The following is a 22,659-nucleotide window of genomic DNA, read 5'->3' on the forward strand; positions in this document are numbered from 1 at the left end:
ACCGGTCCGGGCCTCAAGATGGCCTGGGAACGGCAAGGATTATGGGACGGCAACGGGCGGGGGCGGACAAGGTTTCCGGGAAGTCTCGCCTTTACAGTGTGTTAGGGCAATGAGGCGTGGGATAACATGCCTCTCCCCGACCGGGGAGAGGTCCCGGAGCGCGAAGCGCGCAGGGGGTGAGGGGCGCGCCGCGACGCGGCGCAAGAGGGAATCTCGATAGGCGCTCACGCGCCGCCCCTCATCGGCCCTGCGGGCCACTTCTCCCCGGTGGGGGAGAAGCAAGGCGGACCGAGCGCAGCGAGGATGGGCCACAAGCGAGGAAGACCCATGCCGCCTGAGGCGTCACCCCTCCGTCACGCCCTTCGGCGCGTCACTTCCCCACGATGTGGGGAGGAAATGAGTGCGCATTGAAAAAGAAGGATTTCAACTGCGATGACCCGGGCCGGCCAGACGCGCAAACGCCCGCCATCCTTCACGGATCAGCGGGCGCGTGTGTTTTGCGGCCGGCAGATGCCCCCATCCGCCGGCTTGCAATCATCTCTGTCGGTATCGCCTAGTGGCGGGTCGACAGCCATTCGCGGGCAGCGCGCTGCGCCGCTGCGACTTCGAAGGTCGACATCTGGTCGGAAATTTCCGCGCGATAGTATTTCGCCGGTTCCGAACCCATCAGGGCTGCCAGGTTGAACCATTTGTGCGCTTCGACATAGTCGATTTCGCCACCCTGGCCGGTTGAATACAAGATACCAAGCTTGCACAGATCCTCACCCGTCGGGTCGGCAAATGCTGCTTGATGCGCTTGGGCCGTTTCTACGTCCGTGAACGCCATGGGATTTCCCCTACTCTACACTGGCGGGCCCAGTCATTTTGACCTGTAACCCGCGACCACCATCCAGTCCGAATGCCTTCGAACAGATGCGATCCTGAGCAAAGAGAATTGCATTAAGGTTAAGGCGAATCAGGAAAAATACGCCTTAAGTCTTTAAATCAATTAGATTTTCCTACCGAGTAGTAAACGCGATATCCACGCATCGGTAAGACTTGTGCGGCTGGCCCGCCGCAAACGGTCCGGCGTCATGATCCGGATCAGCGTGAGCAGCATGACAAGGCCGGCCGAGGCGAGTGCCAGCAGCAGGCCCTGGCGAACACGCGGCGCGGCAACCGGTCGCGGCGGCAGGTCTGCGAGCGCCGCAAAGGCCCGCGGGCCGAGCCATTCCATGACCGCGAGGCTGGACGGCCCGGCCAGCGCAGTCAGGCGCTGCAGATCCGGGAGGGTTTCCGGCGCCGTGACATGCGCCATCAGCCGGATGGCTTCGAAGTCCGAAGTGGATGACCGCACCCCGTCAATGCGCTGCAGGAGCGTGGACAGTTCGACGGCGCCTGGTGCCGTGCGCGCATCGAAGAGGCCGTCCAGCCGGGGCCTCACGCGCGACGGGGCGGCAAAGGCAACATCCGGTCGTATCCCTGCCTCGATCAGACGGGTGCGAACCGCACCGGACGGCAACAGCGCGACCATCGCCTCACCCAGCCAGGTTTCGAAATCCGGGTCGAGGCGCCCCGCGCGCCGCGCGGCGATCAGGATTTCAGCGCCCGAAGCCATGGCATGATTGCGGCCCGGCAGGTCGACCATGCCGGCTTCGATCGCGGCCAGCGCCAGCGCCAGCGGCTCTGCGTCGGCGGGCGGGATGATCGGGCTGTCACAGCCGGAAAGCGGCGCGGCGGCGCCCGGCATGGCGCAAAACTGGATGACCAGGTCACGCACCCCGCCATACAGGCGTGTGTCGCGGGTGCCGCCGGCGACCAGCGCCGGGACCGAGCGCAGTTCGAACTGGCCACGATGATCGCCCCGGAAAAAACCATCGGCACTCGTGCGTGCAACCGCCCAGGCAAAGCGGCGCGCTTGCGCCCGCTGGCGAAGGCTCTCGGGGGCAAAGACCAGGGCGGCCGGATCCAGCTCCAATGCGTCAGCCCGGGCCATCTGGCGCTGCCAGGCCGCGTCGAGACGGGCCCGCCTCTGCCAGGCCGGGCCGGCACGCAATTCGGCGTCGAGGGCGCGCGGTCCCGCGGCCCCGGCCAGGCTTTCCAGCGCCAGGCGGTCGCGACCGATCAGGTCCGGGCCCAGGGCCGCCCAACTGCGGAAACCGTCAATATCGGCGCGTCGTCGCTCATCGCCGCGCAAGGCCATATCGAGCCGGGCGTGCCAGACCTGCCGCGCATCCTCACCGGCGGGCAGCTCGGCACGGACCAATTGCGCCAGACGTTCCGCTTCGCCAGGCTGCTGCGTGACGTGCGCCGCCAGTCCGCCGGTCTGGCCCAGCCACTGGATAGCGAACCATCCGGCCAGCGCCAGCGAGGCAATGAGCCAGAGCGGCTGAAAACCCTTGAACAGGGCGCGCCAGGCCAGCCAGGCGACCAGCCCGGCAAAGCCCGCCTCCCAGGGCGACAGGGTCTCGCCGCGCCAGCGATCGACGCGCTCACGCCGGATCGCCTCGCGGCGGGTCAAGCCGGCCCGTTGCCAGGCCCCGGCATCCGGTGCGCGCATCTCTCCAGCATCGACGGTCTCCGTCATGATGCCCCCCTGTTCCCGCCTTTCTCTTATGCCGGGCCGTGTTAACCGTGCAAGGCCATGCGCCTGAGGCGCGAGAAAACCGGATGCGACGTGACGCCTCATGAAAGGATGATTGCCTGCGCTGGGCGTGCGGATTATTCCCAACGCACCGTCGCCAGGAGCCCGTCATGCCGTCCGATACCCTCTCCCGCTTCCCGCCCGTTTCGATGACACTCGCGCAGACCGACAAGGCGCGCTTCGCCGCAGAGCTGGGTCGCAGCTTCCGGGAATACGGATTTGCAGCGATTTGCGACCATGGACTGGATGCGGCGCTGATCGAGGCGGCCTATGACAAGGCGGCAGAGTTTTTCGCCCTGCCCGAAACGACCAAGATGAAATACCTGATCGAGGGCGGCGGTGGTGCGCGCGGCTACACGCCCTTCGGCAAGGAGATTGCCAAGGACGCCAAGCATGTCGACCTGAAGGAGTTCTGGCATGTTGGACGCGATCTGCCGGCCGGCCACAAATATGAAGCCGACATGGCGCCGAACCTGGTTCCCGAAGACGTCGAAGGCTGGCGCGAGACCGTGCACGGCCTTTACGGCGCGTTTGATGCGCTCGGCGTCCAGGTGTTGCGCGCCATCGCGATCGATCTCGGCCTCGAGGAGACACATTTCGACGATACGGTGAAGGACGGCAATTCGGTGATGCGCCTGTTGCATTACCCGCCGGTCACCGGCGATCCGGGCGGCTCGATCCGCGCCGAGGCCCATGGCGACATCAATACGATCACGCTGCTGCTCGGGGCCGAGGAGCCCGGTCTTCAGGTCAAGACCCGCACGGGCGAATGGGTCGACATGAACCCGCCGCCCGGCTGCCTGGTCGTGAACATGGGCGACATGCTGGCCCGCTCGACCAATGACCTCCTGCCCTCGACCCAGCACCGCGTCATCAATCCGGCCGGCGCCCGCACCGGTTTCTCGCGCTATTCGCTGCCGTTTTTCCTGCACTACCGGCCGGACTACATGATCACCACCCTGCCCGGCTGTGCCGGTCCGGACAATCCGGACAAATATCCAGAGCCGATACGGGCCAATGATTATCTCAACCAGCGGCTTCGCGAGATCGGCCTGCTGAAATAGGATCACCGCCGTGATCCTGGCCCTTTCCATCACCGGCGCGAGCCTGAGCTTTTTTCTGCTCTGCTTTCTGGCCAACAAGCCCAAGGCGGTCCTGGGGGACCGCTGGCTTGGTGCCTGGCTGGGCATTCACACCGCCTATTTCATCGCCCTCGCCGTATCACAGGCCGGAACCGGCCTGGTCCTGTTGTTCAGCAGTGTGGCGGTCCAGAGCCTCGCCGTGCTCTTTGCACCGGCCCAGTATCTCCAGGTCATGGAGGCGACGCGCGCGCCGGGCGCAGCGCCCTATCGCAACGCCGTGATCGCCGTGCTCATCGCAACCCTCCTGCTGGCCGGATTGCTGACCCAGTCGCCAGCCCTGCAGCAAGGCGCAGTGCTGATCGATGTCCGCCAGGCCTGGGTGCTCGCCTTTCCGCCGCTTGTAATCCTGGCGACGCTGTTCTTTCCGGTCTCAGCGCTGGGCCGCCTGACCCGCTACCGCCGCGCCGCAAAATCGCGCCTGTCCAATCTGGAAATGGCCGGCCTGGACTGGATCCGGGTCTGGGTATGGAGCACGATCGCGATGCTCGGCGTTCAGCTCGGCGTCTTCATTGTCTCGGTGACGCTCGTCCTGCCGCTGCCGCTGCACCTCGCCACGCTTCTGATCGCGCAATGCCTGCAAGTCGGCTGGGCCGGGTTTCACGGGCTTCGCACACGCGGCGTCTTCCAGCTCGATGCGGCCGGGCTCGACGATGCCGGACTGGTCGACCGCCGGGACCTCGCTGCGGCCCGAGAGGACTTTGCGGCGCTCGACCAGCATCTCGCCGCGACCCAGCCCCATCTTGACGCGACCCTCACCAGCACCCAGCTGGCCGACGCGATCGGCTGGAGCGGTGAGCGGCTGCACCGGGCGATCCGGGTCGGCGGCGCGACGCATTTTCATGAGCTGATCAACCGGCGTCGGCTGGACATGCTGGCGACGCTGATCCGCGATCCGGCGAATGCGCGGGTATCCCTGCTTGGCCTCGCCCATGATGCCGGTTTCGGATCAAAATCTGCCTTCTACGCAGCGTTCAAGACGCTGGAAACCGGTTCGCCGGCGGCCTGGCGCCGCAATTTGACCGCGCCTTAACCTCCTGAAAATACTGGATTCACGCGTCCCGACCCAGATTCTGTGGCCGGCAGGACGACGCGCAAGCATGGGTGGGACATGAAATCGGGTGTGTTTTGCAAACGGACCCGACCATGACCCCTATCGCCTTCCAACCCGACCCTGGCCGCCGCCACTGGATCCAGACCCTTGCCGGCCCTCTGGAGATTGTCTGCGTGATGGGGGCCAGCCTCGCCGCAGCCATGCTGATCGGACCGATGATCTCGCCCGGCCTCGGCGAAGCCCTTGGTCTGGGCGGTGGCCCGCGCGACCTGCTCGCCGGTGCCCGAGCGCTGGCGCTGCAATTCGGCGCGCAATACGGCGTGCTCGCCGCGCTCGCCCTGGTCTTTGCCCTGCTGCGAGGACGCCGCTCGGCGCGCGCCTATGCCATCGCCACGCCGGCCAGCCCGGTGACCCGTCCCCTGCGCTACGGGATCGTGCTCGGCCTTGTCATCAGCGTCATTCCCTCGCTCGTCTTCATCCTCCAGGAGATCGCACCGATCGGCGCCGACACGCCGATCTGGGCCGCCTTGCGGACCGCGCCCTGGGATCTCGATTTCTGGATCTTCATGGCCGTCGGCAGTTTCCTGGTCGTTCCGCTGATCGAGGAATTGGGCTGGCGCAGCTATGTGATGGGCCGCCTGCTGGAAGGTTTTGGCCCCGGCGCAGCCCTCATGCTGACCACCCTGCTCTTTGCGCTCCTGCATGTTCAGTATCTGCGGCTCGATGCGGCCATGCTGCTCACTTTTTTCGGACTGCTGATTGCCAGTATCGGCCTGGGCTTTGCGACCTTGCGGGCGGGCACAATCTGGCCGGCCGTGATCGCCCATGTGATGATCAACCTGCCGCTCTCGACCGAGCTCCATGCCGTACGCATTGCCCTGGCGCTGCTGGCGCTGATTGTTTTCCGCAAGGCGGTCGCGGCCGAACTGGCGGGGCTCGTACGCCTGGTCTTCCGCCTCGATACGCTCTGGGCCATCCCGGTGCTGGCCGGGATCGCCGGCCTCGTCGGCTGGGCGACGGTCTGGCCCGCCGGCCTGCCTCATATCGCGGCCGGCCTCGGCGGGCTCGCCCTGGCCGGGGCGCTGGTCAGGCGATCGGCCTGGAAAACCTGATGCCCGGGCAGGCGGACCCCAGAAAAAGGGGTGCGATCCCCATGCCCGCACCCCTCAAGTCTGATAGCGCCCTCCGGTGGTCGGCTGTGCCCGCCACCGTTCGGCCGGCCCAATATCCAGAGGTTGTATTACCAGCTTACTAAGCCGGAACCGTCCTGAATGGATTGTAATACAACAAGAATGCATGCACCCCATACACGCAAAGGTGGGCAGCAGGATCGTCATAGCCCTTTCTTATGGCGACCACAAAATCAATTGATTTTACCCCGGGCGAGACGAGGTTCACCCTCACATCGTGGAAGGCGGTTGGCTGACGTCACGCATGACAACAGCCGACCGCGCCGCCAGCGAACTGGACGGCCGCGCGGCGCAAGCCTCGCGGCCTCTTTTTGCACCTGAGCTAGCCGGGCTTCGCATCGGCAGGCTTGGGCTTTTTCATGCCCGCGGGCACGTCGCGGACATGGATGTCGATCTGCGGATAGGGGAATTCCACACCGTTCTCGTGGAAGGCCTCCCAGATCGCGAGGTAGACATCGCTACGCACATTCGCGAGGCCGTTTTCCGGGTCGGCGATCCAGAAGCGCAGGTCGAAATTGACCGAGCTGTCGCCGTATTCCATGAGATTGCAGACCGGCTCCTTGTCGGACACGACGCGCGGCACCGACATGGCCGCCCCGATGGCGATTGCCTGCACCCGGGCCAGGTCGCGCGTGTCATAGGATACGCCAAACGGCGCGTGCTGGCGGACAACCCGGTCGGATTTCGACCAGTTGATGACGCCATTGGCAATGAAATGCTCGTTCGGGATCAGGTGCTCGGTCCCGTCGCGCGTGCGCAGCGAGACATAGCGCGACTCCATGCCCGTCACCCAGCCGAACTGGCCATCGACCTCCAGCGCATCGCCCGGCTTGATCGACTTGTCGGCCAGCAGCGTGAATCCGGCGGCGAAATTGGCCACGGTCTTTTGCAGGCCCAGACCGACCCCGATACCGACGGCGCCGGAGAAGATCGCCAGGGTGGCGAGATTGAAACCGGTCAGCTGCAAGGCGATCAGCAGGGCGATCACGGGCAGCGCCACGCCGAGCACCTTGGCGATCAGGGCGCGCAAGGCCGGCGAGATCTCCTCGGTGCGTTCCAACTGGGTGTTCACCGTGCGCCCGGCCATCGAGGCCAGCCAGAACAGGGCCCCGAAATAGATCATCGTACGCAGCACATCGAACAGCGACAGGTCGACCGGCTGACCGTCATCGGTCTCGCCCAGCGGGATGGCCAGGGCCTGCAACTGCACCACCACATCATCGAGCAGGCCGAACACGTCGAGGGCTGCGACCGGCCAGGCGACATAGAAGGCGACCTTGGACCAGAAGCGCGAGCGGATGATCAGGGTCACGGCGCGAATGACCAGCCAGGCGGTCATCAGGCTCATGGCCGCGTCAATCAGCGCAAAGGGCTGATCGAGCGCACCCAGCACGATGCGGGTCAGCGCCAGCACGGCGACCAGTGCCAGGGGCGTGGCCAGGGAGATCGCGGCGGTCAGCAGGCGCCGCGCCAGCCCCGTCTTGATCCGCCCCTTGGTGAGACCCTCGACCACTTCGCGCAGGCGCGGGCCAAAGATCAGCGCCGGGACAAACGCGACCAGGATCAGACCGAGCTGGATCGCCACGTCGAGATTGAGCAGGCTGTCAATCAGCCAGTTCCAGGCGCCGCGGACATGCCCTTCCAGCACCTCGATCGGCAGGAGTTCGTCCAGCGCGCTGTCATCCTGTTGTGTGGTCATGCTCGCTCTCCCCTGAGATCCAGACGGATAGCATTGTTGGGGGGAGACCGGCCAGAGCTATGCGGCAAGCCCCGGGCTTTCCCCCTCACCCGGCCTGCGGCCACCCTCTCCCGAGGGAGAGGGTAAGCCGTCTTCCTTCTCCCTTGGGAGAAGGTGCCCCGGAGGGGCGGATGAGGGGGAAACCACCAACACAGAAAATCACCGCCTCGCATCGGGATTGCGCGCGTGCACGGCGTAGTGAACCGCCTCACCGATGACTTCCATCACCGCATCCGTGTCGGTCAGGATGGCGTGGTTCCAGAACCGCAGGACTTGATAGCCGCGATGCTCGAGAAAGGCCGTCCGCTCGGCATCTTCGGCCTCTGTCTCACCATGCTGGCCGCCATCCGCCTCGACGATCAACCGCGCCTCCCGAGAGGCGAAATCGGCGATGTAGGGACCAATCGGGACTTGCCGCCGGAACTTGACGCCAAGCAGGTTGCGGTTGCGCAGCCGTGACCACAGGCAAGCCTCCGCCGGTGTCTGTTCCTTGCGCATAGCGCGGGCGAGATGGCGGTGCTTGTGGACGGATTGCGACATCGGCGAGTTCCGGGCTTTCCCCCCTCACCCGGCCTGCGGCCACCCTCTCCCAGGGGAGAGGGAAAGTGAGCCAGCACACCCTAACTCGCGATCATGCCGACCGGCTGTGACACAGCTCACGCCCCTTCCTTCTCCCTTGGGAGAAGGTGCCCCGGAGGGGCGGGTGAGGGGGAGATCCCGGTGTCGGGGATCAGCCCAGCAGCTTCTTCCGCAAAATCTCGTTCACGGCTTGCGGATTGGCCTTGCCCTGCATGGCTTTCATCACCTGGCCGACGAACCAGCCCATGGTCTTGGGCTTGTCCCTGACCTGGGCGGCCTGGTCGGGATTGTCGGCGATGAGCTGGTCGATGACGGCTTCGATGGCGCCGGTATCGGTGACCTGTTTGAGGCCCTTGTCTTCAACGATCTGCGCCGGATCGCCGCCCTCGGCCCACAGGATCTCGAAGACGTCCTTGGCGAGCTTGCCGGAAATGGTGTCGTCGGAGATGAGCGCGATCAGGCCGCCGAGCTGTTCGGCCGAAACCGGGCTGTCGGTGATGTCCAGGCCTTCCTTGTTGAGACGGCCATAGAGCTCGTTATTGACCCAGCTGGAGGCCAGCTTGGCGTCACGCCCCTCGGCGACGACCTCGAAATAATCGGCCCGGTCCTTGTCGGCGGCCAGCACGGCGGCGTCATAATCCGACAGGCCGAGTTCGGTCACCAGGCGCAGGCGTTTCTGGTCCGGCAGCTCGGGCAGGCCGGCCTTGATCGCGTCCACCCAGGTCTGCTGCAGCTCGAGCGGCAACAGGTCGGGATCGGGGAAGTAGCGGTAATCATGCGCTTCTTCCTTGGAGCGCATCGAGCGGGTCACACCGGTATTGGCGTCGAACAGGCGGGTTTCCTGGTTGATCTTGCCGCCCTCCTCGATGATGTCGATCTGGCGCTTGGCCTCGTATTCGATGGCCTGGCGGATGAAGCGCAGCGAGTTCACATTCTTGATCTCGCAGCGCGTGCCCAGATGCGAGAAATCGCCCGTCTCGCGGAATTTCTCGTACTGGCCCGGCTTGCAGACCGAGACATTGACGTCGGCGCGCAGCTGACCCTTCTCCATGTCGCCGCCACATGTGCCCAGATAGCGCAAAATGGTGCGCAGCTTGGCGACATAGGCCGAGGCCTCTTCGGGCGAGCGGATGTGCGGGCGCGAGACGATTTCCATCAGCGCCACACCGGAGCGGTTGAGGTCGACATAGGTCGAGTTGGGATCGAGATCGTGGATCGACTTGCCGGCATCCTGTTCCAGGTGCAGGCGCTCGATGCCCACGGTAAAGCGCGAGCCGTCATCGCGCTCGCACTCGATCTCGCCCTCGCCGACGATCGGGAACTGGAACTGGCTGATCTGATAGCCCTGCGGCAGATCGGGATAGAAGTAGTTCTTGCGATCGAAGCGGGACCAGAGATTGATCTGGGCATTGAGGCCGAGCCCCGTCTTCACCGCCTGTTCGACGACATGGGCATTGATCACCGGCAGCATGCCCGGCATGGCCGCATCGACCAGCGAGACCTGGGTGTTGGGCGCCGCGCCAAAGGCCGTCGCCGCGCCGGAGAACAGCTTGGCATTCGAGACTACCTGGGCATGGATCTCCAGACCCATGACAACTTCCCAGTCACCGGTCGCGCCCGGCAGGATGTAGCTGTGATCACTCATCTCGATCTTCCTCGTCGTCATCCCAACCGGGACGCTCGTCTTCCGGCGTGTTCATCGCCGCAACCAGGACCCGTCCCGCCATCGTGACGGTCAGGCCGAAAAACAAAAAACCAATCCCGGGCACCACCAGGAGCACGGTCCACAGATTGCGCGGCTCCAGCTCGACAATGCCGCGAAACACCACGACCGCGGCCAGCACGAAGAGCGCGCCGACCAGAAAACTCGGCCGCGCCAGCTTCATCGCGGGATGGGCCGGTTCAGGCGTCGCCATCGCGCGACCCCATGAATGTCTTCGCGACAGCCCAGGCGGCGGACAGTCCGAAACCCGCCAGCATCAGGCCAAGGCCGAGCTGGACGATATAGCCGACCGACGGAAACTCACCTGAACCGAAGGCCTGACCCACCATCACGCCGCCGGAATAGACAGTCGGCAGACCGAAGGCGAGGCCGAGCACGGCCATCATGATCATGAAGCCGCGCTGCGGCTTTTGGGAGCCTTCCGGCTGCGGGGTGTCCGGCGTGCCCATCAGCTCCACCAATTCTCCGGCCTGGCGACGAAGCCCGCCGAGTCCTCGATCGCGGCGCCGACCTTGAACATGGTCTCCTCGTCCAGCGCCGGGGTGATGATCTGCAGCCCCAGCGGCAGGCCGTCCTTGTCGACACCGGCCGGCACCGACATGGCCGGCAGACCGGCCAGGTTGGCGGTCACGGTGAAGACGTCATTGAGATACATGGCGATCGGATCGTCCGACTTGGACCCCAGCGCAAAGGCGGCGGACGGGGCGGACGGGGTCAGAACGGCATCGACCTTTTCAAACGCCTGTTCGAAATCCTGCAGGATGCGCGTACGCACTTTCTGGGCCCGCAGATAATAGGCGTCGTAATAGCCGGCCGAGAGCACATAGGTGCCGATCATGATGCGGCGCTGGACCTCATGGCCGAAACCGGCGCCGCGGGTGTTCTCATAGGTCGCGTTGAGATTCTCCCCCTCGACACGATTGCCGTAGCGCATGCCGTCATAGCGGGCGAGGTTGGAGGAGGCTTCCGCCGGCGCGACGATGTAATAGGCCGGCAGGGCGTATTTGGTGTGCGGCAGGGAAATGTCGACGATCTCGCAGCCGGCGGCCTTGAGCCAGTCAATGCCCTTCTGCCAGACCTCGTCGATCTCGGCCGGCATGCCGTCAACCCGGTACTCCTTGGGAACACCGATGCGCAGGCCTTTCACCGACTGGCCGACCGCGGCGATGAAGTCCGGGACCTCATTCGGCAGCGAGGTCGAATCCTTGGCGTCATGGCCGGACATGGCCTGCAGCAGGATGGCCGAATCCTTCACCGTCTTGGCGAACGGGCCCGGATGGTCGAGCGAGGAGGCAAAGGCGACCGTGCCCCAGCGCGAGGTGCGGCCATAGGTGGCTTTCACCCCGACCGTGCCGGTAAAGGCCGCCGGCTGACGGATCGAGCCGCCGGTATCGGTGCCCGTCGCGCCAAAGCAGAGATCAGCGGCCACCGCCGCCGCGGACCCGCCCGAAGAGCCTCCCGGCGTCAGCATTTCGCCGTTCGGGCCTTTCCAGGGATTGTTGACCGGGCCGGTGTTCGAGGTCTCGTTCGACGAGCCCATGGCGAACTCGTCCATCGAGGTCTTGCACAAAAAGACGCCGCCATTTTCCCACAGCTTGGCCGTGACGGAGCTCTCATAGGTCGGCTTGAAGCCCTTGAGGATGTTCGAGGAGGCCGCCGTTTCCACGCCCTCGACCGCGAACAGGTCCTTAATCGCCAGCGGTGCGCCCTCGATGAGACCGCCCTCGCCCCTGGCCAGCTTCTCGTCGGACGCCTTGGCCATGGCCAGCGTCTTGTCGGCATCAAAGGCCGTGAAGGCATTCAGCTTGGGCTGGGCAGCCTCGCACAGGGCAAGGCCTTCCGTCGCCAGTTCCACAGCGGAGACCTCACGCGCCTTCAGCTTGGCGGTGATGTCGGACAGGGTGAGTTTGAAAAGCTCGCTCATGACCTACTCCACCGACTTGGGAACAACGAAGAAGCCTTCGTCGGACTTGGGTGCATTGGCCAGGACCTTGTCGCGGCAATTGCCGTCGGTGACCACGTCCTCGCGCTGCGGCAGCGGGAATTTCACCGGTGTCGTCATCGCTTCGACACCCTCCACATCGACCTCGTTGAGCTGTTCGATCCAGCTCAGAATGCCATTGAGCTCGCCGACCAGCGTGTCGACACGATCGGTGGGTTCGGCAAGACGGGCGAGGCGCGCAATGCGCCGCACATCATCAGCGGTGACGGACATGGGAAATCACTCCGGAAATTCGAAGCTGACTGAGTAGCAATCGCCTTTCGCAGGTGCAAGAAAGCTTGACGGTGACGCGTGCAGGGCGCATCCCGCCATCATGCCGATTGTGACGCTGGAAGACCTGCCGGATGGCCCGTTGATTGCCCTGGATCCGGGGACCAGGACCATCGGGGTCGCCGCCTGTGGTGCCTCGCGTGGCCTCTCGACGCCGGTTGAAACCATCAAGCGCACCAAATTCACCGCCGACGCGGAGCGCGTTTTCGCCCTGCTGGACGAGCGCAAGGCCACCGCCATCGTGATGGGCCTGCCGGTCAATATGGACGGGTCGGAAGGTCCGCGTGTCCAGTCGGTGCGCGCCATGGCCCGCAATCTCATGCGGCTGCGCGATCTGCCCATCGTCTTCCAGGACGAACGCCTCTCGACCTTCGAGGCCGAGGAGAAGCTGATCGCGGTCGGCGTGCGCCGCGACAAGCGCAAGGACATCATCGATGCCCATGCCGCCGCCAACATCCTGCAAAGCGCCCTCGACCGGCTGGAGATGCTGCGCCCATGAACCCCATCATTTCCGCCCTCGTGCCGGTCTTCGGCGTGATCTTTGTCGGCTGGCTGCTGCGCCGGTCAAACCTCCTGCCCGACGAGAGCTGGGGACCGATCTCGCGGCTGGCTTATCTCGGCCTGTCGCCGGCCCTCCTGTTTTCCTCGATCAGCCATGCCGACCTGTCCGAGATCCAGCTGGGCAGTTTCATGGGCGCAGCGATGCTGGGCTTTCTCGGCATGGCGGCGATCACGCTGGCGATCAAGCCGCTGCTGAAAATCCCCGACCCGACCTATACCAGCCTCTTCCAGGCGACCTGTCGCTGGAACGGCCTTTTGATCCTCGCCCTGGGCATTGCCCTGTTTGGCGAGGAGGGCGAGATCCTGGTGGCGCTGATCATGGTCGCCTCCATCCCGCTGGTGAACATGGAATGCGTGGCGGCCCTGTCCGTGTGGGGTGATGGTGCGGCACCGAACTGGCGCTCGATCATCTACCGCATCCTGACCAATCCGCTCATCCTCGGCTCGGCCGCCGGCGGCATCGTCAATCTTGGCGGCATCCCGCTGCCCGGCATGCTGACCGACACGGTCGACCTGATCGGCCAGGCCGCCCTGCCGCTGATCCTGCTGGCCGTGGGCGCCGGGCTCAACTTCACCGCCATGAAGGCCCGGCCGCGCTTGCTCGGCCTGTCCGTCTTCCTCAAGCTGATGGTCGCGCCGCTGGTCTTTTACGGCATCGGTCGTCTGCTGGGCATTGAAGGCGTGCCCCTCACCATCCTCCTCCTCACCGGCGCCTCGCCCGGTGCGGCTTCGGCCTATGTCCTGGCCAAGCAGATGGGCGGCGACGCCCCCTATTCCGCCGGCGACATCACCGCGAGCGCGCTGTTCTGCTTCGTGACGATTCCGTTCTGGCTTTGGCTTTTGGGCTAGGCAGCCCTTGCGCAAGACATCCGGACAGGCGCCGCTTGCCGGTTTCGCCCGATCGAACTAGGAATGAGGACCGGGCTTGCTCTGACGAGCCGGATCTCGTCTTTGGGGGGGAATGGCATGGCTTACAAGGGCGTACTCTCTCGCCGCTCGTTTCTGATGCAGGTGACCGGCAGCGTATTGGCGGTGGGCACCGGCGCACTGATCAGCGGTGCAGCTAAAGCACAGACCTATACCGGCGCATCGGACTCGGATGGCGGGGCCTATGCGGATCGGGCCGGGTATGGACGCAGTGGCGGCGCGCGCGCAGGCAGCTCCGGCTTGACCGATAATGACAGCGGCGGCTCCGCTGATCCGGCCGGGAATGGCCGTGGATCAGGCGGCGCCGGCGCACAGGGCATGTCCGACCAGGACGGTGGTGCAATGGCGGATCCGGCAGGACGGGGTCGGGGAGCCCGCGCCGGCACGGGCGCATCCGGCTATACCGACACCGATAGCGGGGCGGTCGCAGATCCGGCCGGTCGAGGACGCGGCCCAGCGGCCCAGCGCCCGGCTCAGCCGGACGGCCCGGTTGAAGGCCAACTCCCGGATCCAAGCCGGAACCGGAACCGGCGGCCCTACTAGGGATCCTGCTAGCCGTCGGCGCCGGGCTCTAAGGTCACCGCCATCTTCGACATCACGCGGCGCTGTGAGCCTCAACCGGACTGGCTTTGATTGCCGGTGTATTCCCTGTCTCAATCCGCCAGACAATAACGCTCGCCTTCATCGGCCAGGTTGAACCCGGCCGCCTCGACCACATCCCGCTCCGGCGCATCGGGATAGCGCACCGGATTGGTGTGGTTGAAATGGATGAAGCGGATCTTGGCGCGCTCGCCGGCCGGCAGGTCGGCGAAACGGTCCATGGAGTGGGTGATGAAAGGATGCGGGAAACCGGACATGTCGCGACCGGGTATCTCGCCATTGGCGAAGAAGGTCGCGTCGATATAGGCGACGTCGACCGTGGCGATGAGATCCTCGATCCGCATCGCCGCGCCATCCTCCCACATTTCCCACTCCTCCCAGCTGTCAATGTCCGGCAGGAAGATCGCCGAACGGGTCGGGCCGGCAATGTGATAGCCCACCACCTCGGTATATTCCTGACGGTGCGGCACCTCGAAGGCCGTCACCCGGACATCACCGAGCTCGACCGGCTGACCGGCCTGCAGCGCCTCGAGTTCGATATTGTCGTAGCGGACCAGCTGGTCCCACGGCCCGTTCGCGAACAGGAAGGCCGACATGGACGGCATGGCATAGACCGGCACATCGTGCGCGCCCATGCTCTCATGCCCGAGAAACATCAGCCCGGTGTAATGGCCGATATGGCCATGGGTGAGAAAGATACCGTCCAGCCCCGGACGGGCCGTCACCGGCATGACCTGGTCGAGCCGGTAGAGCTGTTCGCGGATATCCGGCGTCGCCTCGAACAGGTAGCGCGCGCCGGCCGCCCGATCGACAACCGCAATCGAGGTCGCCAGGCGGCGCAGGGATGGATCGGCCCAGGCCGGGTCCGCACTGTTGCCCAGCTGTGGTACGCCGCCATCCTGGCCGACACCGAGGACGATGAGTTCGACCGGGCAGGTCGTGGTTTCCGTGTCCGATTGTGCAGAAACAGGCGGCGCCCCTGCGAGGATCAGGGCGCCCAGCGCCAGGATGTGAGTCTTCATGGGCAAACGAGACGAAAGCCCGGCGCGCAGGTCAAGCGCTAATCAATCCCCGCGACCGTGCTGCGCCGCTCCATCTGCACGACATCGCGCCACCGCCCCGCCATCGGACCATGCCCCATCTTGCCAAGCCCGCGACGCACGCCGAGACGTTCGAAACCGCATTGCGTGTGAAGCCGGATCGAAGCAGTGTTCTCGGCAAAAATGCCGGCGGTGAGCGTCCACAGGCCTTCGGCTTCCGACGCCTCGACCAGGCCAGACAGCAACATGCGTCCCACGCCCTGCCCGCGCGCGGCTTTTGAGACATAGACCGATACCTCGCCCACCCCGCCATAGACACAGCGCGAGGAGACCGGGCTCAGCGCCGCCCAGCCGGCAATGGCGCCCTCACCGTCCACCGCGACGAGCCGCGGTGCAGCGAGCTTGCTGTCATCGAAATGGCCCCAGTCCGGCGCCGCACTCTCGAAAGTGGCATGCCCCGTGGCGATGCCCTCGGCATAGATGGCCAGGACGGCGGACGCGTCAGCGGCGGTCATGGGGCGGACTGTGGTCATGTTTGCTCCAATTGCGAGCAGTAATTTGCCCAGCAGGCCGCAAGCCCCACCGCAGGTCAACACCCTCACTCGTCATCCCGGGCACTTGTCATCCCGGGCGGAGACCTGCGAAAGCAGGTCGCAGACCCGGGACCCAGACGCCCGGTACGTCAACTTTCGCGGGTATGGGTCCCGGATCTCCGCCCGGCCTGACGCCGGGCCTGCGTCCGGGATGACAACAATATCTGGTCACCGCCAAAGCCACCACGCCCCCTCCCTTGCTCCGGCCCGCAACTCCCCCTATACCGCCGAACACTTTATCTGTGTGCCCTTGGCGACCCAGGAGACGGGATGAGCCGCGCGGAATTTTCCTACGACTTCCCCCACCGCCACCTTGTTTCGGTGGCCGACCTCAACCCCGTTGATATCCAGATCATTTTCGAGCGCGCCGCGCACCATCTGGCTGCCAACCGGACGCCGGACAAGCGCAGCGAAGTCCTGCGCGGCCTGACCGTGCTCAACCTCTTCTTCGAGGCCTCGACGCGCACGCAGGGCTCGTTCGAGATGGCCGGCAAGCGGCTGGGCGCCGATGTGGTCAATTTCGCCATGGCGAGCTCGTCGGCCTCCAAGGGTGAAAGCCTCTCCGATACGGCCCGCACCCTGGCCGCGATGAAGCCGGACATCATGGTGGTGCGCCATTCCGCGACCGGGGCGCCGCAATTCCTGGCCGAGCGGACCGGGCTGGCGGTGGTCAATGCCGGCGACGGCATGCATGAGCACCCGACCCAGGCCCTGCTCGACAGCTTCACCCTGTCCCAGCGTTGGGACTCGGTTGGCGGACGCCGCATCCTGATTGTCGGCGATATCCTGCATTCGCGCGTCGCCCGCTCGAATATCGGCCTGTTGAACATTCTCGGTGCCGAGATCCGCCTGTGCGCCCCGCCGACCCTTCTGCCATCCGATGTCGACCAGTGGGGCTGTGACGTCTTCCATGATCTCGACGAGGCGCTGAAGGGCTGCGATGCCGTAATGGCCCTGCGCCAGCAGCGCGAGCGCATGTCCGGCGGCTTTGTGCCGTCCGAGCGCGAATTCTTCCATCTCTTCGGCCTGACCCATGACCGTCTTGAAGCCGCCTCGCCCGACGTGCTGGTCATGCATCCCGGCCCGATGAATCGCGGTGTCGAAATCCACACCAAGCTGGCCGACGATCCGGAGATGAGCGTCATTCTCGACCAGGTTGAAAGCGGTGTCGCGATCCGGATGGCGATCCTCGAGCTGATCGGCGCCAATATCCGCAAGGAGGCTGCGGCATGAGCACGACCCGCGCCATCATCAATGCCCGCCTGGTCGACCCCGCCTCCGGACAGGATGGTCCCGGCGGCGTGCTTATCGAGGACGGGCTGATTGCCCAGACCGGCAGCGAGCTGGACCTGGATGCCGCTGACGAGGTGATCGACGCCAAGGGCCGTATCCTCGCCCCGGCCCTGATCGACCTGCGCTGCGCCAAGGAGCCCGCCCTCACCCCCGATGGTGAAACCGTGGACACGCTTTGCGCGTCGGCCATGACCGGCGGGTTCGGCACGATCGTGCTGGCCCCCAATGCCCGCAGCCCGCTCGACAAGGCGGACGGGTTTGCCGGCATGAACCGGGGCCTCGCCCAGCGCGGCGTGCGGGTCCTCTCGGCCTGTGGCGCGACCCAGGGTCTGGCCGGCGAGCAGATGGCCGAGATCGGCCTGATGGTGCGCGGCGGGGCGGTCTATGCCGGCTGCGGCGATGCCCCGATCCACGACACCCGACTGATGCGGCGCCTGTTGAGCTATACCAGCCAGTTCGACATCTGGCTGGCCAGCCGTCCGGCCGATGCCCATCTGGCCCAGGGCACGGTGGCGCTGGAGAGCGACTGGTCGGCGCGCTACGGCCTGCCATCAGAACCCGCCGTTTCCGAACGCATCGCCATCGAGCGCGACGCAGCGCTCGCCGAACTGTCCGGCGGCAAGCTGATGATCGACCGCCTGTCGACGGCGGCAGGTCTGGACGCGCTGCGCCATGTCCGCAGCCGCGATCTGGAGATTGCTGCCACGGTCGCGGTCGCCCATCTCACGCTTAACGAGGTTGATGCCGGCGGGCTGGACAGTGCCTTTCGCATGGACCCGCCGCTGCGCAGCGAAGCCGACCGGCTGGCGCTGGTCGAGGCGCTGGTGTCGGGCGAGATCGATGCCGTGGTCTCCGACCACCGCCCCACCCCGTTCGATGACAAGGGCGAGCCCTTTGCCCTCGCCATTGCCGGCACGCTGAGCCTGGAAACCATGCTGGGTGCCATGCTGGGCCTGGTGCATGATGGCGAAGTTGAACTGATCGACGCACTGCGAGTGATGACCAGCGGCCCGGCCGACCTGCTCGGCCTGCCGCAGGGCCGCATCGCGGTGGGCGCGCCGGCCGATCTCATCCTCATTGATGGCGACAAGCCCTGGGTGTGCCAGCCCGACGCCTTTGCCTCGGCGCGCGGCAATTCAGCCTGGTCCGGCCGCCGTTTCCAGGGACGGGTCTTGCAAACCCTCGTCGCCGGGGACACACTCTACAACTCCTAGGTGTAAACATGATGACCTATGTCCTGATCGCGCTTGCCGCCGCCGGCGGTTATCTCTTCGGCTCCATTCCCTTCGGACTGGTGCTGACGCGCATGGCCGGGCTGGGCGATATCCGCGCCATCGGCTCGGGCAATATCGGCGCCACCAATGTCCTGCGCACCGGCCGCAAGGACCTCGCCGCCCTCACCCTCATCCTCGATGCCGGCAAGGCCGGGATCGCGGCCGCCGTATTCGGACTGGCCTTCGGCACCACGGCAGGGCTTGTCGCGGGCGGTTTCGCCTTTGCCGGGCACTGCTTCCCGGTCTGGCTCGGCTTCAAGGGCGGCAAGGGTGTGGCCACTTTTGTCGGCACCATGCTGGTTGTGTTCTGGCCGGTCGGCCTGACCGTGATCGCGACCTGGCTGGTCATGGCCGCGATTTTCCGGATTTCCTCGCTCGCCGCGCTCGCCGCGGCCCTCGCCGCGCCCTTTGCGGCCTTTGCCTGGGGGCGGCCGGATGTCGCCATCATGGCCGGCATTCTCACCGTGCTGATCTACTGGCTGCACCGCGCCAATATCCAGCGCCTGCTCAAGGGCGAGGAACCGCGCATTGGTGGCAGGAAGGACAAGGCCGAGGCCTCCGCCGAAGACCCGGACACGCCCGAGACATGACGGCGACGGGGCCCGGCCACACCGAAAGGGTGACGTGGCTGCGCCTCGCGCGGACAAGGGGGCTGGGCGCAACCGGCTTTGCCCGGGCGATGGCCCGCTATGGCAGCGCCGAAGCCGCAATCGACGACCTGCCGGCCCGCGCCCGGGCTGCCGGTCGCCGCAATCTCGACATCCCGCCCGTCGACCGGATCGAGGCCGAACTCGACCAAATCGACCGCGCCGGCGCCCGACTGATTTGCGGTTTCGAGCCGGCCTATCCTGCCCTGCTGGCTGCCATTCCGGACCCGCCACCCGCCCTCATCATGCGTGGAGCACTCTCGCTGCTCGAACGACCGGCCTGCGCCATCGTCGGTGCCAGAAACGCCTCCGCCGTGGGTCTGCGCTTCGCCCGGGACCTCGCAAATGGCCTCGGCCGCGAGGATGTTGTCATCGTGTCCGGCCTGGCGCGCGGGATTGACGGGGCCGCCCATGCCGGCGCACTGGCGCATGGCACGATTGCCGTGCTGGCCGGCGGCATTGATCACATCTATCCGCCCGAACACGCGGCCCTTCATGCGCAGATTGCCGAACAGGGCCTGCTGGTGTCGGAGATACCGCTGGGCCGGACACCGACCGCGCGTGACTTCCCGCGCCGCAACCGGATCATTTCCGGCCTGGCGCTCGGCTCGCTGGTGGTCGAGGCGGCACTGCGCTCCGGCTCACTGATCACCGCACGCTATGCGGCGGAACAGGGCCGCGAGGTGATGGCCGTACCCGGTTCGCCTCTGGACCCGAGAGCCCGTGGCTCGAACCAGTTGCTGCGCGATGGCGCCCATCTGATCGAGACGGTCGATGACGTGCTCGCCATACTGTCAGCGGCCCGACCGCCCATCCATGATACCGGACGGCTCGAGGAGAATGCAGCGCCCGACCTCGATGTCTTCGTCGAGGATGAGCCTGACAGTGCAGACAGCTATACGGACTTCGAGCCCGTGGCGACAAACCCGCTTGAGCGTTTGCGCAACCTGCTATCACCGGCGCCTGTCTCCAGCGACGAGCTGGCTCGGGCGGCAGCCCTGCCGGCCGGACAGGTCCAGGCACTGCTGCTGGAAATGGAGATGAGCGGAGAGATCGCCAGCCTGCCCGGCGGCCTGGTTCAGCGCCGACGCCAGAGCTGATCCAGCCGCGCCGCTTCCATCTCGACATAATTGGCGGCGAGCTCGATCAGGCAGGCGCTTTGGCCATAGCCATGATGGAAGGCATCTTCGCTCAGGCGGCGCAAGGCCCGGGACAGCCGATCAGACTCCTCACCGAACGGGGCGACATGCGGCAGGGGATGGCCAAACAGATCATGGCCGGGCCGGATTTTGCGCCGCATATCCCCCTCCCTCAACAGCGCAAGGATACGCGAGGGCGCGCCGGGATACAACCTTTAGTAATGTTCCGACACTATGAGTCGAGCTGCGCCAGAAGCACGTCACGGGCCTCCTGGACCTGCCGGGCAAGCGCGGCCGACCCTTCACCGGTGTCCGGGTGCAGCTTCTTCATCAAGCGGCGATGAGCGGCGCGAATGCTCTCGGCATCGGCATCGGCGGCAACGCCGAGAATTTCACGCGCCTCGCTCACACTCATGCCGTTGCTGGCACGCGGCGGCGCCGTCCCGCCGCGCTGTCCCGCTCCACCGCCTTGACCACGCGGGCGCAGCGCTTCGCCCAGCATGCCAAGCCCGAACACACCGATAGGTCCGCCCAGGATGACACCGCCACGCAGGCTGATGATCACGCCGGCGAACAATGCCGCGCCACCCAGGATGATGCGCACCATGCGCGCAGCCTTCGCTGTCTTCTGCCGGGAAAACCACCAGGCGGCTCCCAGGAGGGCGAGCAAAACAAGAAAACCAAGGACAAAAGGGGTCATGTCAGAACGGTATGGTTTCGCCCTGCAGGCCGGGCAGTTTGAGCACGATCAACAGGTCACGCAGCTCCTGGCGGGCTGCGACATGGCTCATGGTGAAAGTCACCGTCGAGCCGCTTTCGGTCAGGTCCAGCAGGGTCAGCCCCAGCGGAAAGAGTTCACGATAGATCACCCGTTCGGCAAAACCCGGCGCGAGGCGGAAGCCGATACGCTGCGACAGCATTTTCAGGCCGTCACCGACCCGCCGCTTGTTGCGCGCATCCAGCATGGAGATGCGATTGCGCATCACCACCCAGTCGATCGAGCGCTTCTCCAGCTGGGCCTTGCGCTTGCGGCACTCCCACAGCATTTCCGAATAGACGCTCGGCGTTCCGACCTGGAAGGTCTCCGGATCGATTTCTGCGAGCAGGTCGAAATCGACAAAGCTGTCATTTATAGGCGTGATCACCGTGTCGGCGCAGGAATGGGCGAGCCGCGAATAGAGTGTGTCAGCGCCGGGCGCGTCGATAATGATGAAATCGCAACTCGTCTTGAGCCGGGTCAGGGCGTCGGAGAAGCGCTCTGTCTCCTCTTCCTCGACCAGGTCGAGATCGCGCAGCGCGCTGGGTGCCAGCACGGCCTCTTGCGGGCGCGGCAGCGACAGGCCGTGACGCTCGCACCAGCGCTGGCGATTGGCGAGGTAACGACCGAAGCTGCGCTGGCGCAGATCGAGATCAATGGCGCCGACGGTCTTGCCCATGCGCAGCAGGGCGACCGCGAGGTGCATGGCGACCGTGGACTTGCCGGCCCCGCCCTTTTCGTTTCCGACCACAATGATGTGCGCCGCGCGGACGCCCTCGCGGACCCGGCCCAAGGGCCGTGCAGGCAAACGAAAACCGGTCTGACTTGTCATCTTGCCCCAATTCTGGACCACGGTCCCTGCGCGCCAGGTATACGGCACGCAAGCGGCGATTCTATTCGCCCGCGATCGCGCTCATATCCGCCATGCGCCGCCCGGAGAAGTCAACCACGGCACAGTAATCGCCACTGCTGGTGATCCGGGCGCAGGCCGCCTGTGCATCACCGGCACTGTCGAACGGGCCGGCTTTCAAACGCAGGTATTCGCCCTGGCCGGCGATCTCGGCCCGGCTGAGGCGCGGCTCCAGCCCGGCCAGCAGACTGCCATGCTCGACCACCAGCTCTGCCCAGCCGCGCGTGGCGGTTTCGAGCCCGCGATAGGAGGCCAGGTGGATGGCATGCTGCAGGCTCGGCGCGTCAAGCATGTCAGCCGGTGGCGGTGGCAGGTCCATCGAAACCGGGGCCACCGGCAGGTCCGGGGCATCGCCGGGATCATTGAGGGCGACGATGGCGTTGGCGAGGGCCCGCAATTCAGGCGCAACCAGTTCGACCGCATCGGGATCAAAGCGGGCCAGATGAGCCAACTCTCGCGACATCGCCTCGGCGAGCTGGGCATTGCGTGTCGGCGCAATGGCGGCAGCCGGCGCGTGGTCCGCGGTCATCGCCTCGGGCCTGCTGGTCGCGCAGCCGCACACGCTCAGTGCGGCGAGAAAAACAGTCAGTCGTTTCATGT

The 22,659-nt window shown here is 65.7% G+C and carries 25 protein-coding genes; 10 read left to right on the forward strand and 15 right to left on the reverse strand.

Features of this window, described 5'->3' with window-relative positions:
- Window positions 1–553: 553 nt before the first annotated feature.
- Window positions 554–826 (reverse strand): hypothetical protein, encoded by a 273-nt coding sequence (locus tag QZZ02_RS10695; RefSeq protein WP_291844320.1) that lies wholly within the window; start codon window positions 824–826, stop codon window positions 554–556.
- A 162-nt stretch (window positions 827–988) separates the two neighbouring features.
- Window positions 989–2,566, reverse strand: coding sequence for a hypothetical protein (locus QZZ02_RS10700; protein ID WP_291844322.1), 1,578 nt, complete (start codon window positions 2,564–2,566; stop codon window positions 989–991).
- 167 nt (window positions 2,567–2,733) lie between these two features.
- Here QZZ02_RS10700 and QZZ02_RS10705 point away from each other — a divergent pair, with 167 nt between their 5' ends.
- The 3 genes from QZZ02_RS10705 to QZZ02_RS10715 all read left to right on the forward strand — a co-directional run bounded on the left by QZZ02_RS10705 (window position 2,734) and on the right by QZZ02_RS10715 (window position 5,928).
- Window positions 2,734–3,687 carry a 2-oxoglutarate and iron-dependent oxygenase domain-containing protein gene (locus QZZ02_RS10705; RefSeq protein ID WP_291844324.1) on the forward strand — a complete coding sequence of 318 codons (954 nt, stop codon included), beginning with the start codon at window positions 2,734–2,736 and terminating at the stop codon, window positions 3,685–3,687.
- A 10-nt stretch (window positions 3,688–3,697) separates the two neighbouring features.
- On the forward strand, window positions 3,698–4,795 hold the full coding sequence (locus QZZ02_RS10710; protein ID WP_291844325.1) for a helix-turn-helix domain-containing protein: 1,098 nt from the start codon (window positions 3,698–3,700) through the stop codon (window positions 4,793–4,795).
- A 113-nt stretch (window positions 4,796–4,908) separates the two neighbouring features.
- A complete protein-coding gene (locus tag QZZ02_RS10715; RefSeq protein ID WP_291844327.1) occupies window positions 4,909–5,928 on the forward strand; it encodes a CPBP family intramembrane glutamic endopeptidase in 1,020 nt (339 codons plus the stop codon).
- 400 nt (window positions 5,929–6,328) lie between these two features.
- Here QZZ02_RS10715 and QZZ02_RS10720 read toward each other — a convergent pair whose 3' ends face one another.
- The 7 genes from QZZ02_RS10720 to gatC form a co-directional block, all read right to left on the reverse strand.
- Window positions 6,329–7,705 (reverse strand): mechanosensitive ion channel domain-containing protein, encoded by a 1,377-nt coding sequence (locus QZZ02_RS10720; RefSeq protein WP_291844328.1) that lies wholly within the window; start codon window positions 7,703–7,705, stop codon window positions 6,329–6,331.
- Window positions 7,706–7,903: 198 nt separating this feature from the next.
- The gene (locus QZZ02_RS10725; RefSeq protein WP_291844329.1) at window positions 7,904–8,284 is read right to left on the reverse strand and encodes a DUF559 domain-containing protein; all 381 of its coding nucleotides are present in this window, start codon (window positions 8,282–8,284) and stop codon (window positions 7,904–7,906) included.
- Window positions 8,285–8,474: 190 nt separating this feature from the next.
- On the reverse strand, window positions 8,475–9,968 hold the full coding sequence (gene gatB, locus QZZ02_RS10730) for an Asp-tRNA(Asn)/Glu-tRNA(Gln) amidotransferase subunit GatB (RefSeq protein ID WP_291844330.1): 1,494 nt from the start codon (window positions 9,966–9,968) through the stop codon (window positions 8,475–8,477).
- Window positions 9,961–10,239 carry a hypothetical protein gene (locus QZZ02_RS10735; protein ID WP_291844331.1) on the reverse strand — a complete coding sequence of 93 codons (279 nt, stop codon included), beginning with the start codon at window positions 10,237–10,239 and terminating at the stop codon, window positions 9,961–9,963. The genes gatB and QZZ02_RS10735 overlap by 8 nt, the downstream gene beginning before the upstream one ends.
- Window positions 10,226–10,495, reverse strand: a complete 270-nt coding sequence (locus tag QZZ02_RS10740) for a hypothetical protein (protein ID WP_291844332.1) — start codon at window positions 10,493–10,495, stop codon at window positions 10,226–10,228. Before QZZ02_RS10740 ends, QZZ02_RS10735 begins: the two co-directional genes overlap by 14 nt.
- Window positions 10,495–11,970, reverse strand: coding sequence for an Asp-tRNA(Asn)/Glu-tRNA(Gln) amidotransferase subunit GatA (gatA, locus tag QZZ02_RS10745; RefSeq protein WP_291844333.1), 1,476 nt, complete (start codon window positions 11,968–11,970; stop codon window positions 10,495–10,497). Before gatA ends, QZZ02_RS10740 begins: the two co-directional genes overlap by 1 nt.
- A gap of 3 nt (window positions 11,971–11,973) precedes the next feature.
- Entirely contained in the window at window positions 11,974–12,261 is a 288-nt protein-coding gene (gene gatC / locus QZZ02_RS10750; protein ID WP_291844335.1) for an Asp-tRNA(Asn)/Glu-tRNA(Gln) amidotransferase subunit GatC, read from the reverse strand.
- 100 nt (window positions 12,262–12,361) lie between these two features.
- Here gatC and ruvX point away from each other — a divergent pair, with 100 nt between their 5' ends.
- The 3 genes from ruvX (at window position 12,362) to QZZ02_RS10765 (ending at window position 14,349) form a co-directional block, all read left to right on the forward strand.
- A complete protein-coding gene (gene ruvX / locus QZZ02_RS10755; RefSeq protein ID WP_291844336.1) occupies window positions 12,362–12,817 on the forward strand; it encodes a Holliday junction resolvase RuvX in 456 nt (151 codons plus the stop codon).
- Window positions 12,814–13,728 carry an AEC family transporter gene (locus QZZ02_RS10760; RefSeq protein ID WP_291844337.1) on the forward strand — a complete coding sequence of 305 codons (915 nt, stop codon included), beginning with the start codon at window positions 12,814–12,816 and terminating at the stop codon, window positions 13,726–13,728. The genes ruvX and QZZ02_RS10760 overlap by 4 nt, the downstream gene beginning before the upstream one ends.
- Before the next feature lie 117 nt (window positions 13,729–13,845).
- A complete protein-coding gene (locus QZZ02_RS10765; RefSeq protein ID WP_291844339.1) occupies window positions 13,846–14,349 on the forward strand; it encodes a hypothetical protein in 504 nt (167 codons plus the stop codon).
- A gap of 110 nt (window positions 14,350–14,459) precedes the next feature.
- On the opposite strand, the gene QZZ02_RS10770 is transcribed toward QZZ02_RS10765, so the two are convergent.
- The gene (locus tag QZZ02_RS10770) at window positions 14,460–15,428 is read right to left on the reverse strand and encodes an MBL fold metallo-hydrolase (protein WP_291844342.1); all 969 of its coding nucleotides are present in this window, start codon (window positions 15,426–15,428) and stop codon (window positions 14,460–14,462) included.
- Between the two features lie 38 nt (window positions 15,429–15,466).
- Complete coding sequence (locus tag QZZ02_RS10775) at window positions 15,467–15,979, reverse strand: GNAT family N-acetyltransferase (protein WP_291844343.1); 513 nt, start codon at window positions 15,977–15,979, stop codon at window positions 15,467–15,469.
- 330 nt (window positions 15,980–16,309) lie between these two features.
- Between QZZ02_RS10775 and QZZ02_RS10780 the strand changes: the two genes are divergently transcribed.
- The 4 genes from QZZ02_RS10780 to dprA are packed head-to-tail and all read left to right on the forward strand — an operon-like array spanning window position 16,310 to window position 20,353.
- A complete protein-coding gene (locus tag QZZ02_RS10780; RefSeq protein WP_291844345.1) occupies window positions 16,310–17,272 on the forward strand; it encodes an aspartate carbamoyltransferase catalytic subunit in 963 nt (320 codons plus the stop codon).
- Window positions 17,269–18,546: a dihydroorotase gene (locus tag QZZ02_RS10785; RefSeq protein ID WP_291844347.1), complete on the forward strand. Its 1,278-nt coding sequence runs from the start codon at window positions 17,269–17,271 to the stop codon at window positions 18,544–18,546. Before QZZ02_RS10780 ends, QZZ02_RS10785 begins: the two co-directional genes overlap by 4 nt.
- A gap of 11 nt (window positions 18,547–18,557) precedes the next feature.
- On the forward strand, window positions 18,558–19,196 hold the full coding sequence (gene plsY, locus QZZ02_RS10790; RefSeq protein WP_366511532.1) for a glycerol-3-phosphate 1-O-acyltransferase PlsY: 639 nt from the start codon (window positions 18,558–18,560) through the stop codon (window positions 19,194–19,196).
- Window positions 19,193–20,353 (forward strand): DNA-processing protein DprA, encoded by a 1,161-nt coding sequence (gene dprA, locus QZZ02_RS10795; protein WP_291844350.1) that lies wholly within the window; start codon window positions 19,193–19,195, stop codon window positions 20,351–20,353. Before plsY ends, dprA begins: the two co-directional genes overlap by 4 nt.
- Here dprA and QZZ02_RS10800 read toward each other — a convergent pair.
- From QZZ02_RS10800 to QZZ02_RS10815, 4 genes are all read right to left on the reverse strand, one after another.
- A complete protein-coding gene (locus tag QZZ02_RS10800; RefSeq protein ID WP_291844352.1) occupies window positions 20,332–20,553 on the reverse strand; it encodes a hypothetical protein in 222 nt (73 codons plus the stop codon). The two genes, dprA and QZZ02_RS10800, sit on opposite strands and share 22 nt — an antisense overlap.
- Window positions 20,554–20,624: 71 nt before the next feature.
- Complete coding sequence (locus QZZ02_RS10805; protein WP_291844354.1) at window positions 20,625–20,999, reverse strand: DnaJ domain-containing protein; 375 nt, start codon at window positions 20,997–20,999, stop codon at window positions 20,625–20,627.
- A gap of 94 nt (window positions 21,000–21,093) precedes the next feature.
- The gene (locus QZZ02_RS10810; protein WP_291844356.1) at window positions 21,094–21,981 is read right to left on the reverse strand and encodes a division plane positioning ATPase MipZ; all 888 of its coding nucleotides are present in this window, start codon (window positions 21,979–21,981) and stop codon (window positions 21,094–21,096) included.
- A 61-nt stretch (window positions 21,982–22,042) separates the two neighbouring features.
- Window positions 22,043–22,657, reverse strand: coding sequence for an SPOR domain-containing protein (locus QZZ02_RS10815; protein WP_291844358.1), 615 nt, complete (start codon window positions 22,655–22,657; stop codon window positions 22,043–22,045).
- Window positions 22,658–22,659: the final 2 nt, after the last annotated feature.

The organism is Maricaulis sp. (genome assembly GCF_015665295.1).
GTDB lineage: Bacteria > Pseudomonadota > Alphaproteobacteria > Caulobacterales > Maricaulaceae > Maricaulis.

Coding starts and splice junctions, on each gene's coding strand:
- QZZ02_RS10695 (WP_291844320.1), bottom strand. CDS start 826: ATGGCGTTCACGGACGTAGAAACGGCCCAAGCGCATCAAGCAGCATTT.
- QZZ02_RS10700 (WP_291844322.1), bottom strand. CDS start 2,566: ATGACGGAGACCGTCGATGCTGGAGAGATGCGCGCACCGGATGCCGGG.
- QZZ02_RS10705 (WP_291844324.1), top strand. CDS start 2,734: ATGCCGTCCGATACCCTCTCCCGCTTCCCGCCCGTTTCGATGACACTC.
- QZZ02_RS10715 (WP_291844327.1), top strand. CDS start 4,909: ATGACCCCTATCGCCTTCCAACCCGACCCTGGCCGCCGCCACTGGATC.
- QZZ02_RS10720 (WP_291844328.1), bottom strand. CDS start 7,705: ATGACCACACAACAGGATGACAGCGCGCTGGACGAACTCCTGCCGATC.
- QZZ02_RS10725 (WP_291844329.1), bottom strand. CDS start 8,284: ATGTCGCAATCCGTCCACAAGCACCGCCATCTCGCCCGCGCTATGCGC.
- gatB (WP_291844330.1), bottom strand. CDS start 9,968: ATGAGTGATCACAGCTACATCCTGCCGGGCGCGACCGGTGACTGGGAA.
- QZZ02_RS10735 (WP_291844331.1), bottom strand. CDS start 10,239: ATGGCGACGCCTGAACCGGCCCATCCCGCGATGAAGCTGGCGCGGCCG.
- QZZ02_RS10740 (WP_291844332.1), bottom strand. CDS start 10,495: ATGGGCACGCCGGACACCCCGCAGCCGGAAGGCTCCCAAAAGCCGCAG.
- gatA (WP_291844333.1), bottom strand. CDS start 11,970: ATGAGCGAGCTTTTCAAACTCACCCTGTCCGACATCACCGCCAAGCTG.
- gatC (WP_291844335.1), bottom strand. CDS start 12,261: ATGTCCGTCACCGCTGATGATGTGCGGCGCATTGCGCGCCTCGCCCGT.
- ruvX (WP_291844336.1), top strand. CDS start 12,362: ATGCCGATTGTGACGCTGGAAGACCTGCCGGATGGCCCGTTGATTGCC.
- QZZ02_RS10760 (WP_291844337.1), top strand. CDS start 12,814: ATGAACCCCATCATTTCCGCCCTCGTGCCGGTCTTCGGCGTGATCTTT.
- QZZ02_RS10765 (WP_291844339.1), top strand. CDS start 13,846: ATGGCTTACAAGGGCGTACTCTCTCGCCGCTCGTTTCTGATGCAGGTG.
- QZZ02_RS10770 (WP_291844342.1), bottom strand. CDS start 15,428: ATGAAGACTCACATCCTGGCGCTGGGCGCCCTGATCCTCGCAGGGGCG.
- QZZ02_RS10775 (WP_291844343.1), bottom strand. CDS start 15,979: ATGACCACAGTCCGCCCCATGACCGCCGCTGACGCGTCCGCCGTCCTG.
- QZZ02_RS10780 (WP_291844345.1), top strand. CDS start 16,310: ATGAGCCGCGCGGAATTTTCCTACGACTTCCCCCACCGCCACCTTGTT.
- QZZ02_RS10785 (WP_291844347.1), top strand. CDS start 17,269: ATGAGCACGACCCGCGCCATCATCAATGCCCGCCTGGTCGACCCCGCC.
- plsY (WP_366511532.1), top strand. CDS start 18,558: ATGACCTATGTCCTGATCGCGCTTGCCGCCGCCGGCGGTTATCTCTTC.
- dprA (WP_291844350.1), top strand. CDS start 19,193: ATGACGGCGACGGGGCCCGGCCACACCGAAAGGGTGACGTGGCTGCGC.
- QZZ02_RS10800 (WP_291844352.1), bottom strand. CDS start 20,553: ATGCGGCGCAAAATCCGGCCCGGCCATGATCTGTTTGGCCATCCCCTG.
- QZZ02_RS10805 (WP_291844354.1), bottom strand. CDS start 20,999: ATGGTGCGCATCATCCTGGGTGGCGCGGCATTGTTCGCCGGCGTGATC.
- QZZ02_RS10810 (WP_291844356.1), bottom strand. CDS start 21,981: ATGACAAGTCAGACCGGTTTTCGTTTGCCTGCACGGCCCTTGGGCCGG.
- QZZ02_RS10815 (WP_291844358.1), bottom strand. CDS start 22,657: ATGAAACGACTGACTGTTTTTCTCGCCGCACTGAGCGTGTGCGGCTGC.